The following is a 13,431-nucleotide window of genomic DNA, read 5'->3' on the forward strand; positions in this document are numbered from 1 at the left end:
GACCTACGGGTGTTTGCGAACGGGTTGGCAGGTGTAGGGTGCGCATTTATGCGCACCGTTGTTTGGAGAAGTTGGTAGAGATGTGCGCAATGAATGCGCACCCTACCGTTTACCTACGGGATGTTCGCGACGACATATGATGTGAATTGATCAAGAGACGATGGATAAAAGATCGCAAGAATTCCCGCTGTAACTGGGATGAAATATTTGGTTGCGGTTTCAGCGATGAACTTTGCCCAAGAGATTACCATTCCAAATCGTCTTTCGACCTCATCGTGCTCCCATTTGTGTTTGTCTTCTAACTCTTTGAACTCACCATCGGGGCTATCTTCGTATGGGCCAAAGTTATCAAATCCCCAGCTATCAGCTAGGTCGCGCCGCTGCGATGACTGTTTAGTCTTCAATCGACTGATTGCCCAAAGTTGAAAGGAAATGAATAGGTTTGGAGCTTCTTTTAGGATGTATAAAATCAAGAAGAAGAAGCTCAAGAGTTGTCCCAATGCAATAAGACGAGGTTGAGAGACTTCTACGACCAATCCCAGAATTGAAAACTCTTCCGATACTATCGTGATGTTCCCCAGCATTAGAGTACCAATTGAGAATGCAAGCAAAGAGCGTTTCGCAATTTTTGAGTCGGCGGGGTCAAAATTATCCCATGTAAACACTATCGACGTCCCTCAAACATCCAATTCCTCCACAAACCGCGCGTTTTCTTGAATGTACTGGAACCGCAGCTCTGGCTTTTTCCCCATCAGACGTTCCACCAGATCTGCTGTATCCCCCGGCTCGTCGTCGTGCACGGTCACGCGGATCAGTTTGCGCGTGGCGGGGTCCATTGTGGTTTCTTTCAGGTCTTTGGCGTCCATTTCGCCCAAGCCTTTGAAGCGCTGTAGGTCGATTTTACCTTTTCCGCCCAAGCCCTTGGCCATCACCGCGTCTTTTTCGGCGTCATCGGCCACATAGACCCGTTTCGCCCCTTGCGTTAGCCGGTAAAGCGGCGGGCAGGCGAGGTAGAGATGCCCTTGGTCGATCAGGGGCCGCATTTGTGTGAAGAAGAATGTCATCAGAAGTGAGGCGATATGTGCGCCGTCGACGTCCGCATCGGTCATGATGATGATCTTGTCATAGCGCAGGTCATCGACGTTGAATTTGGTGCCCATGCCAACGCCGAGCGCTTCGCACAGGTCGTTGATTTCGGCGTTCGTCGTCAGCTTGGATGACGCGGCCCCCAGCACGTTGAGGATCTTGCCTTTCAGCGGTAGTAGCGCTTGGGTTTTGCGGTCGCGTGCGCCTTTGCCTGATCCACCGGCGCTATCGCCCTCGACGATGAACAGCTCGGTTCCGACGCGATCTTTGGACGTGCAATCGGTCAGCTTACCGGGCAGGCGCAGTTTCTTGGTGGCCGACTTGCGCGCGGTTTCCTTTTCTTGGCGGCGGCGCAGGCGTTCTTCGGCCCGCAGCACAAGGAAATCAAGGATCGCACCTGCGGACTTCGTGTCGTTCGCCAGCCAGTTGTCGAAGTGGTCGCGCACCGCCCCTTCGGTCATTTTTGCAGCGATTTCAGAGGATAGGCGGTCTTTGGTCTGCCCCACAAAAGCGGGATCGCGGATGAAGCAGGACACCAGCGCGCAACCGCCTGACATCAGATCATCGCGGGTGATTTGCCCGGCTTTTTTATTTCCGGACAGTTCGCCATAGGCCTTGATCCCCTTCAGGATCGCCGCCCAAAAGCCGCTGACATGCGTGCCGCCTTCGGGCGTGGGCACGGTGTTACAGTAGGATTGGATGAAACCGTCGCGCACGGGCGTCCAGTTGATCGCCCATTCGACCTTGCCGGGTTCACCAAATTTTTCCTGAAAATCCACCGTGCCTGCAAAGGGTTTGTCGGCGTAGGTCGTGGCCGTGCCCAGCGTTTCCTTGAGGTAGTCGGACAGGCCGCCGGGGAAGTGAAAGGTGGCCTCTGTCGGGGTTTCACCGTCGTCAATTTCGGATTTCCAGCGGATTTCGACGCCGGAAAAGAGGTAGGCTTTCGACCGGATGGATTTGAACAAGCGCGCGGGTTTGAAGCGATGGCTGCCAAAGATTTCGGCATCCGCGTGGAAGGTAAATGTCGTGCCCCGCCTGTTGGGTGCGCTGCCGACTTTCTCGACCGGGCCCAATGGGATGCCGCGCGAAAAGCGTTGTTCGTAGATTTCTTTGTTGCGGGCGACTTGGACCACAAGGCTGTCTGACAGCGCGTTGACCACAGATGCGCCAACGCCGTGTAGACCGCCCGAGGTCTGATAGGCTTTGCCTGAGAATTTGCCGCCTGCGTGCAGGGTGCAAAGGATGACTTCGAGGGCGGATTTGTCAGGAAACTTGGGGTGCGGGTCGATGGGAATGCCGCGCCCGTTGTCTTTGATGGTCACCGAATAATCGGCGTGCAGTTCCACCTCGATCCGGTTGGCGTGACCTGCGACGGCCTCGTCCATGGAATTGTCCAGCACTTCCGCCACAAGGTGATGCAGCGCGCGTTCGTCCGTGCCGCCGATATACATGCCGGGGCGTTTGCGCACAGGCTCCAGCCCCTCAAGCACCTCGATGCTGTCGGCGTTATAGTCGTCGGGGCCTTTGTTGGACAAAAGATCGTTCGGCATGGGCTGCTCACCTCAATTCTTGTTTGCTGCAATATGACAGAGCGCGCGGGGTGGGGGAAGGCTGATCTGGGCAGGGCGCTGCCTGCTTAAAGAAAAGATGTCGGTGTGGTCAGTTCGGGTGACAATCGCGGGGCTGCCGTTGTGTCAAAGTGGTCATCACTGGACATCCCGATAGGAGGCCCGAAAATGGACCCGCTACACATGAAAACACTTTCAGACTATCATCTGTCGATGCGCAAAGCAGAGGATGCGTTTTATGCGCAGCACAGTTGTGCATGGCTCCATGCCATAAAGCGCGTGATGCACAGCTTGGGCGGTACCGTGCGCGGTGATGGCAGGGCACAAGGCCTGCGCCTGCCAATCAGAGTTAGGAAGGTATGACGCATTTGCCCCAAACCGACATCGATCACACAGATATTATGCAGGTGATCGCACTTGAAACCCAGACATTCGCCGGGGGTGATTTTGCTGCATGGGCCGCCTGCTGGGTGCAGGACGACCGCACGCGCCAATTGTGTATTTCATCAACAACGGGTGCCACTGTTTTAGAAGGGTGGCCCGCAATTGCGCAGTACATGCGCGAGGTTTTCGACAGCGGGTCCGGCTGCAATATCGTGGATTTTCAGCGCGAGAATGTCCTGATCAACATGATCGGTAACGTGGCTTGGGTGGTTTTTGATGGCCGCTCGGCCCAAGCGGATGGCCAAGTCGAGCGGACCTATGAAACACGCGTTCTGGAAAAGGCACAAGGCCGTTGGCGCATCGTATATTCGTCCTTTTTGGTGCGCGGACACCAGCGTGAAGATGCGCATCGTTTGGCTGTCGATGCGGACGGTATGGTGTTGCACGCGCCGCCCGCGGCCCTTGCATCGCTGAAAGCGCATCCAAGCTTGCAGATTTCAAATGGCCGTTTGCGCGCAGCCAAGCCCGATTGGGATAAACTGCTTCAGGCGGGCTTTGCCTGTGCGGCCGAACAGCACCGCTATTTTCAGCAATACCGCTATTCTGCGCAAAGTGGTCAGACATTCAGGTTGCCGATTGTGCTGGGTGAAACCGACACTGGTGGCGTGGCCTTTTGTACGCTTTTTGTGCGCGATGAGATGACCTTTGTTGAAACGCAAAGCGATGGCGATCTTGCCAATAGGCTGGCTATGGCGAAAGCAATTTACGGTCTCTCGGACGGGCAACTGGCCTTGGCTGCGTGCATTGTCAGCGGCGACAACCTGAGTGCCGCTGCCGATAACCTTGGCATCAGTATCAACACGGTCCGCACACATCTATCCCGGATCTACGACAAGACCGGGGTGAATGCGCAAACCGCACTGGTGCGCATTCTGTTGAGTGTGGGGTAGAGTCAAGATGCCGGAACGACCCAAGCGCTTACTCTCCCGCCTGTTTGGTCTCAAACCGTAGCCCGGCCGCCGTTCGGTTCGGAAAGCCCGTCCAATAGCTGTGATCTTCGGTCTCGTTTCCGTCTTCGTCTACGGACCAGACGCCATCGGTTGCGACTGGCGTGAGATCAAAGAAGGCGGCCTTTTCGGTATCGCCCTTGAGGTGTAGATCCAGATAGCCGGTCACAAAGTGCTGGCTGATGTTGTTCATCCGCACGGTGTCCCACACCGGATCGGCGTAATGTTCAAAGGGGGCATATCCAAGTTCCTCTGACACGGCATAGCTTTCGGCGGGGGCGGGCATGGGGGCGCCTGCGTTGTGGTTGGCTTGGGCAAAGGTCAGCAGGTGCCGCGTTGTATTCATGGTGTCATCAAAGATGCCGCGCATGGCTGAATATTGCGATACGTCGTCAACCTCGCCTGCGATCAGCATCAGCGGTGTTTCAATCCCGGCCCAGCTTTCTGCGTCCCAGAACCCTGTGTTATTGCCCCATGGCCCGAAGGCAACGATGGCTTTGACGCGGTCGTCGGCCAATGCTGCATGGCTTTCGGTGCCCATCAGGTTGCGCTCTAACAGGCCCTGAGGTGCGCCCCATTCGTAAGTGGTGCTAAGAAGGGTGACACCAGCGCCTGCATAGATCAGCGCGCCATAGCCGCCCATGGAATAGCCGATGATGGCGACGTTATCGTCTTGTATGATTTGGCCCAGATCGCTCTCAAGTGCTGTCATGCTGTCGATGATAAAGCGTTGATCCCAAGGGCGGTTAACCAAAGTGGACCCAAAGGCGGTTTGGTCGTCATAGGTGCTGTCGGGATGGTCGATCGCTGCGACAACATACCCTTTTGAGGCCAGGTTTTCAGCCAAAGGTGACAGCAGAAACCGATTGCCCGGATAGCCGTGCGAGATGATGACAAGGGGGAAGGTTTCATCCGTATCAGGGACCGCATCGCGGGCGGCTTGGCCGACAAGGGTGGCTTCGGTTACGCCGTCACGGATAAGTGTGGTGTAAGTGCCACTCTGTTCGGTCTCATCTGTTGCAGGATACCAGATTTCGACTGTGATATCACGGTCATAGCGCGGCGGTTCGCCGGTTTCGTCTGTATTTACAATGTCTATTTGATCAAGATTGGTAAAAGTCATGGTCGTCACGCCGATCTTATGATCGCCAAACGCGGCCAGTTCGGGCGCGTCGGGACGCACTAAATCAATACGGTTTTCGGCGTGAACCGCCGTGGCGGCCAATAGGCCAAGGGCTGCGGTCATCGTGCGCATAGGATGCTCCTGCGGTGGTAGGTGAGTGGTGTGTTTAACGTATAGGTCAACGCGGGGAATGAATAGTCATTGCAGTCCATCTCATGCGGATTAATCTGCCTCAACAGGAGGAATATTATGCGCGTTTTTTTCACAGGTGGCAGCGGCAAGGCGGGCCGGCATGCGATCACTTATTTACAACAGCAGGGACATACGGTGGTGAACGCGGATCGGGTCCCTTCGGGGCTTGATGTGTCGGAGTTGCTGATTGACCTTTGCGATGCGGGTCAGGTGATTGGCGCTATGTCGCAATATGCCGATTTTCATGAGCTGGAGCCGGGAACGGGTGTGCCGAAATACGATGCGGTGGTCCATTTTGCCGCTGTGCCACGCGTCATGATCGGCACTGATGGCGAGTGTTTTCGCCAGAACACGCTGAGCACCTATAATGTGATTGAAGCGGCAGTAAAGTTGGGTATCCCCAAGGTGATTTTTGCCAGTTCAGAGACCACTTATGCTGTCTGCTTTGCCGATGGAGAGTTAAAACCCAACTATGTCCCAATTGATGAAGCGCACCCCACGATCCCGCATGACAGTTATGCCATGTCGAAGGTGTGTAACGAGGCGACAGGGCGGTCGTTTCAGGCGCGCACGGGGATAGATATCTATGGTTTGCGTATCAATAACGTGATTGAACCGCATGAATATGCCGAACAATTCCCCGCGTTCATAGATGACCCAAGCCTGCGCCGCCGTAATATCTTTGCCTATATTGATGCCCGCGATTTGGGCCATATGGTGGACTGCTGTCTTAAGACGGATGGCTTGGGGTATGAGGTGTTCAACGTCTCAAACGATGACATGTCGGTTGGTATATCGTCAGATGAGGTGATTGCGCGATTTTACAAAGATGTACCTGTCAAGCGCCAGATGCGCCCTGATGAGACGTTTTATGCCAATGACAAAGCCAAGCAGATGGTGGGCTTTGCGCCCAAACATTCCTGGCGGGATGTGCTGGGCTGATGTTTCCGCGGTTCGATCTGGCCGCGTTTGAGACCGCGCATCAAGATGCACGCCACGATCTGGCGCGTCAGTTGGATACAATATGCCGCGATACCGGTTTTCTGGTGTTGGACGGGCATGGGGTGCCCCGGCAGGTGATTGCCGATGTATGGGCAGCCGCCGAGGCATTTTTTGCGCAAACGCAACCGGTAAAGCAATCGGTGGCACCGCCCTATCAGGGCTATCCCTACGGCTATCTGGGACCGGATGCCGAGGCTTTGGCCCGGTCCAAGGGCGAAGACACACCGCCGGATCTGAAAGAAAGCTTCAACGGCGGGCCTTTGCGCGTGCCGATGGATGCGCCAGCGGATGCGATGGATTTCTGTTATCAGCCAACGCTATGGCCGGACCTGCAAGGGTTTCGCGCCGCATGGCAGGCCTATTATGCAGCGATGGAGGATTTGGCGGCGCGTATCATGCGCGCATTTGCCGCTGCCTTGGGGTTGCCAGCTGATCACTTTGATCCCTTCATCGCCAACCCAATTTCAGCCCTGCGCGCCCTGCATTATCCTGCAACCGTCGATTTGCTGTTAGATAAACAGCAACGCGCGGGCGCGCATACCGATTATGGATCGCTGACCATTTTGTTGCCGCAACCCGGCAGTCAGGGGTTGCAGGTCAAACAGGGGGGCGATTGGGTTGATGTGCCCGCGCCTGAGGGGGCTTTTGTGATCAACATCGGTGATCTGATGGCGCGCTGGACAGCGGATCGTTGGGTCAGCACGCTGCACCGTGTTGTGGCTAAACCGGACCAGCCTGCGCGCCAGCCGCTTGCGTTCTTTCATCAGCCGGATTGGGACGCGCAGATTGTGCCGCTGGATGGGTCTGGTGCTTATCCGGCTGTCCGATCTGGCCCTTATCTGATGGGGAAGTTTCAGGCGACTGGTGTTTGAGCGCGGCTGAACTAGGTTCTGCAATACCAAGAAGGACCTGCACGATGACCACACCGGACCACCCTGTCGCTGTCATGGATGCCACCTGCGCCTTATGCAGTTGGGGCGCAAGGATGATTCACCGTCTGGACCGTTCAGGCGAGGTCAAGATTGCGCCGATCCAGTCTGAAACAGGTGCGGCACTGATGCGCGCGCATGGGCTGGACCCGGTTGACCCTGACACGTGGCTTTTTATCGAGGATGGGACCGTGTGGCGTGACTTTGATGCACTGATCCGGGTGGGACAGCGATCAGGTGGGCTGGGCCACGTGTTTATGGCGTTGAAAATCTTGCCGCGCCGCTTGCGTGACTGGCTTTATCAGCGGATCGCGCGCAACCGCTATGCGATGTTTGGGCGCGGCGATATGTGCGCGCTGCCTGATCCGGCGTTTCGGGCGCGGTTGTTACCATGAAGGTTGGCGTTATCGGCGGGTCGGGTGTGTTCGGGTCACGATTGGCGCGTCTTTTGGTGCGCGATGGGCATGATGTGATCATTATTGGCCGCAGCTTGCCCTCTGCGCAGGCCGCGGCAGACCAAATTGGGGCTGCGGCCCTCGCGTTGGATCGCAGCGCAGATTTATCACCGCTTTGGGCCCTGCCACCTGATGCCGTCGTTGATGCTGCGGGGCCGTTTCATGCGTATGGTGATGACCCGTATTATCTGGCGCGGGCCTGTATCGCCCAAGGCGTTCATTACCTTGATTTGGCTGATGACCCGGCCTTTTGCGCGGGCATTACCTGTCTGGATATGCAGGCGCGCGCGGCAGGTGTCTTTGTGCTATCAGGTGTCTCCAGCGTACCGGCGATTTCTTCTGCTGCCGTGGTCGCGCTAAGCGAGGGTGCCGAGAGCATTGACACGATCAGTTCTGCAATCTTGCCGGGCAATCGCGCGCCGCGTGGGGCATCCGTGGTGCACAGTATCTTTCATCAATGTGGGCAACCGATGGATGTGCCTGTCGACGGTCAAGTGGTGCAACAGCGGAATTGGTCACAGCCGGAACGCTTTGATCTGGGGCAGGGGTTGCACCGTGATGCCTGGATCATTGCGGTGCCCGATCAAGCCTTGTTTCCTGACGCTTTTGGCGCGCGGACCGTGGCGTTTCGTGCGGGGTTGGAATTGGGTGTGATGAACCGGGCACTTGCTGTGTTTTCGGTCCTGCGCGCCCGATTTGGTTTTGGTGTGCCGGGGTGGCTTGTGTCTTGCGTCTTGTGGGTGTCCAAATTTCTGCGGCCCTTTGGAACAGACGAAGGCGGAATGTTTGTTGCCGTGACCGTCCGCCTTATAGATGGTTGGCAGCGTAAGACGTGGCGCATGATCGTGCGCGATGGGGATGGGCCGTTTATCCCGGCAGTTCCGGCCCGTATGATCTTGCGCGATCATGTGCAGATTGTTCCGGGCGCGCGCCCGGCGGTGGCGCAGGTGTCGCTGGCCGTATTGGAAGAAGGAATGGCAGATTTGGCTGTGCAAACGGATCAGACGGCGGAAGACATCACACCACTTTTTGAGGCATTTTTGGGCGATGATTATGCCGCACTGCCCGCGCCGGTGCGGCAGCTGCATGACGTGCCCGCAGCCCGCCGGTGGGCAGGGCGGGCAAAGGTGACGCGTGGGCCGTCGCTTTGGGCGCGGTTGATTGCGGGTGTCTTTGGATTTCCGCCAGCTAGCGACGACACCCATGTGACCGTGACCATGACCCCGCAGGATGGAGGGGAATTATGGGAAAGGCAGTTTGGCGATAAGCGTTTCTGGTCGTTTCTCAAGATGAAAGACGGGCATATGACAGAACGGTTTGGCCCGTTCACCTTTACGCTGGGTCTGCATGTCGCGGATGGGCAGTTGCATTTTCCCGTCACCTCTGGCCGTTTCGGCCCGATCCCGTTTCCGCGTGTTTTATTGCCGGTCAGCACTGCGCATGAATATGAGGCGGATGGGCGTTTCCATTTCGATGTCGCTTTGAAGGCGCCGCTGACAGGCGCTTTGATGGTCCATTATCAAGGGTGGCTGATACCCGATGGGTAAAGTGCCGCCGACGCGCATGCACGCTCCATTGCACCCCTTGGCATGGCGTCCTAAATACCTGCTATGCGTCTGACACTTCCTTTTTTGGCGGCGATGGTTTCACCAACCGTAACCCAAGCACATCCGCATGTTTTTGTGGAGGCACAGGTGACTGTCGTCTTTGCCGAGGATGGTGCGCTGGGGATCAAGCTTGATTGGTTCTATGATGATCTGTTTTCGCTGTTGGTCACGACGGATCTGGGGATTGATATGGATGGCGACCTGATCCTGACATCTGCCGAACAGCAGCTGTTGGATGAGCAGATCACCGCGTGGCCGCCGGACTATGAAGGTGATCTGGAGGTATCTCAGGGTGATGCGTTGCTAGGCTTGGCCGAAAAGCAAAATCACAGCATGACTTATGAGGAGGGGCTGTTTCACGAGGCGCATTTGCGCCCTGTGCCTGACTTGGTTGATCCGGGTGCGCCGATCCAAATCCGTGTTTATGACCCGTCATTTTACACGGCCTACGATCTGCGCCGCCCTGTACTGATTGAGGGGCGTGATGATTGCGCTGCTGAGGTTATCCCGGCTGACGTCGATGCGGCATATGCTTTGGCAGAACGCCTGCTGGATGGGCGTGATCCCAATGCTGTTGGTCCTGATGACTATTTCCCTGCAATTGGCGATGCCTTTGCCGATACGATTGTTGTGACATGCGCTGGCCTGCTTTGATCCTTGCCGTCTTGGGCGCAGCTGCGCTGTGGCTTTGGGCTTTGGGCGGGGCCGATCAAATTATGTGGTATGCGGTGGATGCGCAGCGTGACGTCCAAAACGCGATGGCCGCCGCTTTGCGCGGGTTGCGCGCCGGTCAGCCGGGGGCGTTGGCGACCCTTTGGGGCCTTTGCTTTGCCTATGGGTTTGTGCATGCCGCTGGGCCGGGGCATGGCAAACTGGTGATTGGCGGCTACGGTGCAGGTACGCGGGTGCCCGCACGACGGCTTGCTGGTTTGGCGCTGGGGGCGTCATTGGCGCAGGCGCTTACAGCGGTTTTGCTGGTCTATGCGGCTGTGTTCGTTTTTGGCTGGGGCCGTCAGCAGATGACTGGCGTCGCAGATGATGTCTTGGCGCCGCTGAGTTATGCACTCATCGGCCTTGTCGGCCTATGGTTGCTTATCCGCGGTGTGCGCCATCTGCGCCCCGCACATGACCATGACCATCATGGCGATAGCGACGTCTGTTCCTCTTGCGGTCATGCTCATGGGCCGACTTTGGAACAGGCGCAGACCGTACGTAGCTGGCGTGATGCGTTGGTTGTGATTGGCACAATTGCGGTCCGGCCCTGCACGGGCGCGCTGTTTTTGCTAATCCTGACGTGGCGGTTGGATATCGATTGGGCCGGGATCATTGGGGCGTTGATCATGGGCCTTGGCACGGCAAGCATCACCGTATTGGTCGCATTTGCCGCTGTGGGTTTTCGCGAAAGCGCGTTGCAGTTGGTCAACAACAGTGCCGTCGCCCGCACGCTGGCATGGGCCGAGATTTTGGCCGGTGGGATCGTGCTGATCCTTGCCAGTCAATTGGTGCTGCGCAGCATCTGATAGTGCTTTACCGAAGGCTGGATCGGGCCTAAGCCTGAACATATGGAACGCGTCGCACAAACATACCAAGAGCACAGCCATGCGGTCTGGAAGCTGGGGATGCCACTGATCCTTAGCAACCTGGCACAGTTTGCGATCCATATCACCGATACGGTGATGTTGGGCTGGTACAGCGTCACCGCTTTGGCTGCTGCCACCATCGCTGGCACGCTGTTCTTTACCATCTTCATTGTCGGGGCGGGGTTTTCGCAGGCCGTGACGCCATTGGTTGCCGCCGCCGCCGAAGAGGATGACGATGTGCAGGTCCGCCGTGTGACGCGCATGGGCCTTTGGTTGTCGATCATCTATGGGCTGGTTGTCATATTGCCGTTCTTCTGGGCCGAAGACATTCTGCTTGCCATCGGTCAAGACGCGACCGTCGCGGCAGAGGCGCATATCTATCTACAAATCATCATCTGGCAGATGATCCCGGCGCTGATCGTTATGACGCTCAAGGCGTTTTTGGCGGCGATGGAACATACCGCCATCATCCTGTGGGCGACGATTGGCACGGCTGTGTTGAACGGTTTCGTCAACTACGCCCTGATTTTTGGCAACTGGGGCATGCCAGAACTGGGCATTCAGGGGGCAGCGATTGCATCGCTTACGGTCAATCTGGTGACGGTGCTGATACTTGTCGTCTATATCTTGCGGGTTCTGCCGCAGTTCCAGCTGTTCCGCAATTTTTGGCGCAGCGATGGCGAGATCATGAAGCGGGTTTTCATGCTGGGTTGGCCGATTGGTCTGACCTCGCTTGCGGAAAGCGGGTTGTTTACGGCATCGACGATCATGATGGGTTGGATCGGGCCGCTGGAATTGGCCGCACATGGGATTGCACTGCAATTGGCGGCAACGACATTCATGGTGCATATTGGGTTCAGCCAAGCGGCAACGGTGCGCGCTGGCCGGGCGCTTGGGCGGCATGACGAGGTATCTTTACGTCGCGGCGGCGCCACTGCCATTGGCATGTCAGCCGTCTATGCGGTGATTACATCACTGATTTTTCTGTCGATCCCCGAGACGCTGATTTCGCTGTTTTTGGACCCGAATGAGCCTGAGCGCGCAAATCTTCTGCGTATTGGTGCAAGCCTCGTGATGGTCGCAGCCTTGTTTCAGTTGGTGGATGGGTTGCAGGTGCTGGCGCTTGGCCTATTGCGTGGCGTGCAGGACACGACCGTACCAATGGTCATGGCCACGATCAGCTATTGGGTGATCGGATTGCCCGCCAGCTATCTGTTGGCCTTTACCCTTGGGCTAGGCGGGGTTGGGTTGTGGTTGGGTCTTGTTGTGGGTCTTGCGATTGCGGCTGTGCTGCTGCTCTGGCGGTTCTGGGGGCGGTCCGTGAAGATCGCCCCGCAAGGGTCAGCGCAACAGGTCTAGATCGCGCATGCGTAGGCGCGGATGGTTCATCAGGCCAAAGTCTTCAAACCCGCGCTTATGTGGGAACAGCGACAGGTATTCGCGCAACGCATCGCCCCGCAGACCAAGATTGAAGGCCGATCCAGGGTGCAGTGTTTCGATCTCAAGCCCGTTCACCATCAGACAGCGCTGTGCGGCAAACCCAAATTGAAAAACGCTGATAGATGCGGCGGGCTGTAAACCCAGCACGGTGTTGCCGTCGATAAAGTCTGCGGCAGGGATAAAAGCAGCGTCAGTGCCTGTGACCTTGCGAATACCTGTCGCACGGTGGAGCAGGCGGGCAGATGGTCCTAGAACCAGATCTTGCGAAGGGCGATTATCACCAAGCGCGTCAGCTGTGATCCGTGTCATTATCGTTTGCTTGACGTTTGCGGTGTTGGCGACGGGGCCCAGTGTGATGCGGCCGCGCCATTGCAGTGTTTCATAACTGCCATCGGACAAGCGGACCTCATCGCCGGGCAGCACATCTTCGACAGACATATGTCCATTTTGGGTTTGGACGATTGCGCTGTGTCCAAGGGCCGCAAAAGCATCTTCGAATGCGGGGTGTGCGCGGGCGATGGTATTGAATTCGTTAAAGCGACCCTGCGCATCAAGGTACATCACCTCGTATTTGCGTTGTGCGACTTCGACACTTTGGGTCTTGGCATGCTGGCGCTGGGCCGGCGTTTGTTTGATTTGCTGACTAAATATATCAACTGCTTGGGATGGGGCAGATGAAAGTGACGGATCCATGCGAAAGCCTCTTTGGGTCTGACGTCATTTGCTGCCCCACCAACAACAACTGAACAATAATTTTATTTACTGTTGAATGCGCAGCGCCAAGGCTGTGCAGATTGATGCGCCCAAATTCTGATCCGACAAAAGGAACAGCTTTGTGCCATGGAAACACCGTCTTGGATTGACCGACCGTGCCGGTCGGATCAGGCGCGACGTGCGACCGCAGGATGCGGTTGTTGATCGTCGTTCGCTTTCATTTCGCGGCGGCTAATCATCGCTTTGCGAATATCACCACGTGCCCAAGGCATTGGTGTGTCATAGGCGGCGACGGCGGCTTCAAGGGACTTCTGCCAGCGGCTTTTCATTGTGATACCTCTTTA

The 13,431-nt window shown here is 56.7% G+C and carries 13 protein-coding genes; 8 read left to right on the forward strand and 5 right to left on the reverse strand.

Going from position 1 to position 13,431, the window contains the following annotated elements; translation table 11 throughout:
* Window positions 1-113 precede the first annotated feature (113 nt).
* Window positions 114-665 carry a hypothetical protein gene (locus RCCS2_RS09825; RefSeq protein ID WP_156788493.1) on the reverse strand — a complete coding sequence of 184 codons (552 nt, stop codon included), beginning with the start codon at window positions 663-665 and terminating at the stop codon, window positions 114-116.
* 12 nt (window positions 666-677) lie between these two features.
* Window positions 678-2,636, reverse strand: coding sequence for a DNA topoisomerase IV subunit B (gene parE / locus RCCS2_RS09830; RefSeq protein ID WP_008233798.1), 1,959 nt, complete (start codon window positions 2,634-2,636; stop codon window positions 678-680).
* A gap of 377 nt (window positions 2,637-3,013) precedes the next feature.
* Between parE and RCCS2_RS09840 the strand changes: the two genes are divergently transcribed.
* Window positions 3,014-3,988: a nuclear transport factor 2 family protein gene (locus tag RCCS2_RS09840; RefSeq protein ID WP_008233805.1), complete on the forward strand. Its 975-nt coding sequence runs from the start codon at window positions 3,014-3,016 to the stop codon at window positions 3,986-3,988.
* Between the two features lie 28 nt (window positions 3,989-4,016).
* On the opposite strand, the gene RCCS2_RS09845 is transcribed toward RCCS2_RS09840, so the two are convergent.
* A complete protein-coding gene (locus tag RCCS2_RS09845) occupies window positions 4,017-5,300 on the reverse strand; it encodes an alpha/beta hydrolase family protein (RefSeq protein ID WP_008233806.1) in 1,284 nt (427 codons plus the stop codon).
* 117 nt (window positions 5,301-5,417) lie between these two features.
* On the opposite strand from RCCS2_RS09845, the gene RCCS2_RS09850 reads away from it, so the two are divergent.
* The 7 genes from RCCS2_RS09850 (at window position 5,418) to RCCS2_RS09880 (ending at window position 12,292) form a co-directional block, all read left to right on the forward strand.
* Window positions 5,418-6,302: an NAD-dependent epimerase/dehydratase family protein gene (locus RCCS2_RS09850; RefSeq protein WP_008233807.1), complete on the forward strand. Its 885-nt coding sequence runs from the start codon at window positions 5,418-5,420 to the stop codon at window positions 6,300-6,302.
* The gene (locus RCCS2_RS09855) at window positions 6,302-7,234 is read left to right on the forward strand and encodes an isopenicillin N synthase family dioxygenase (RefSeq protein WP_008233808.1); all 933 of its coding nucleotides are present in this window, start codon (window positions 6,302-6,304) and stop codon (window positions 7,232-7,234) included. The genes RCCS2_RS09850 and RCCS2_RS09855 overlap by 1 nt, the downstream gene beginning before the upstream one ends.
* Window positions 7,235-7,278: 44 nt before the next feature.
* Window positions 7,279-7,686, forward strand: a complete 408-nt coding sequence (locus RCCS2_RS09860; RefSeq protein ID WP_008233809.1) for a thiol-disulfide oxidoreductase DCC family protein — start codon at window positions 7,279-7,281, stop codon at window positions 7,684-7,686.
* On the forward strand, window positions 7,683-9,293 hold the full coding sequence (locus tag RCCS2_RS09865) for an SDR family oxidoreductase (protein WP_008233810.1): 1,611 nt from the start codon (window positions 7,683-7,685) through the stop codon (window positions 9,291-9,293). Before RCCS2_RS09860 ends, RCCS2_RS09865 begins: the two co-directional genes overlap by 4 nt.
* Before the next feature lie 63 nt (window positions 9,294-9,356).
* A complete protein-coding gene (locus tag RCCS2_RS09870; protein WP_008233811.1) occupies window positions 9,357-10,007 on the forward strand; it encodes a DUF1007 family protein in 651 nt (216 codons plus the stop codon).
* On the forward strand, window positions 9,989-10,873 hold the full coding sequence (locus tag RCCS2_RS09875) for a nickel/cobalt transporter (RefSeq protein WP_008233812.1): 885 nt from the start codon (window positions 9,989-9,991) through the stop codon (window positions 10,871-10,873). Before RCCS2_RS09870 ends, RCCS2_RS09875 begins: the two co-directional genes overlap by 19 nt.
* Window positions 10,874-10,915: 42 nt before the next feature.
* Window positions 10,916-12,292 carry an MATE family efflux transporter gene (locus RCCS2_RS09880; RefSeq protein ID WP_008233813.1) on the forward strand — a complete coding sequence of 459 codons (1,377 nt, stop codon included), beginning with the start codon at window positions 10,916-10,918 and terminating at the stop codon, window positions 12,290-12,292.
* On the opposite strand, the gene RCCS2_RS09885 is transcribed toward RCCS2_RS09880, so the two are convergent.
* Both RCCS2_RS09885 and RCCS2_RS18355 read right to left on the reverse strand, forming a co-directional pair.
* Entirely contained in the window at window positions 12,275-13,066 is a 792-nt protein-coding gene (locus RCCS2_RS09885; protein WP_008233814.1) for a Hint domain-containing protein, read from the reverse strand. The two genes, RCCS2_RS09880 and RCCS2_RS09885, sit on opposite strands and share 18 nt — an antisense overlap.
* A 188-nt stretch (window positions 13,067-13,254) precedes the next feature.
* On the reverse strand, window positions 13,255-13,416 hold the full coding sequence (locus tag RCCS2_RS18355; RefSeq protein WP_008233815.1) for a hypothetical protein: 162 nt from the start codon (window positions 13,414-13,416) through the stop codon (window positions 13,255-13,257).
* Between the last annotated feature and the right edge of the window lie 15 nt (window positions 13,417-13,431).

Origin of the sequence: Roseobacter sp. CCS2 (genome assembly GCF_000169435.1) — a bacterium.
Taxonomy (GTDB): domain Bacteria; phylum Pseudomonadota; class Alphaproteobacteria; order Rhodobacterales; family Rhodobacteraceae; genus Yoonia.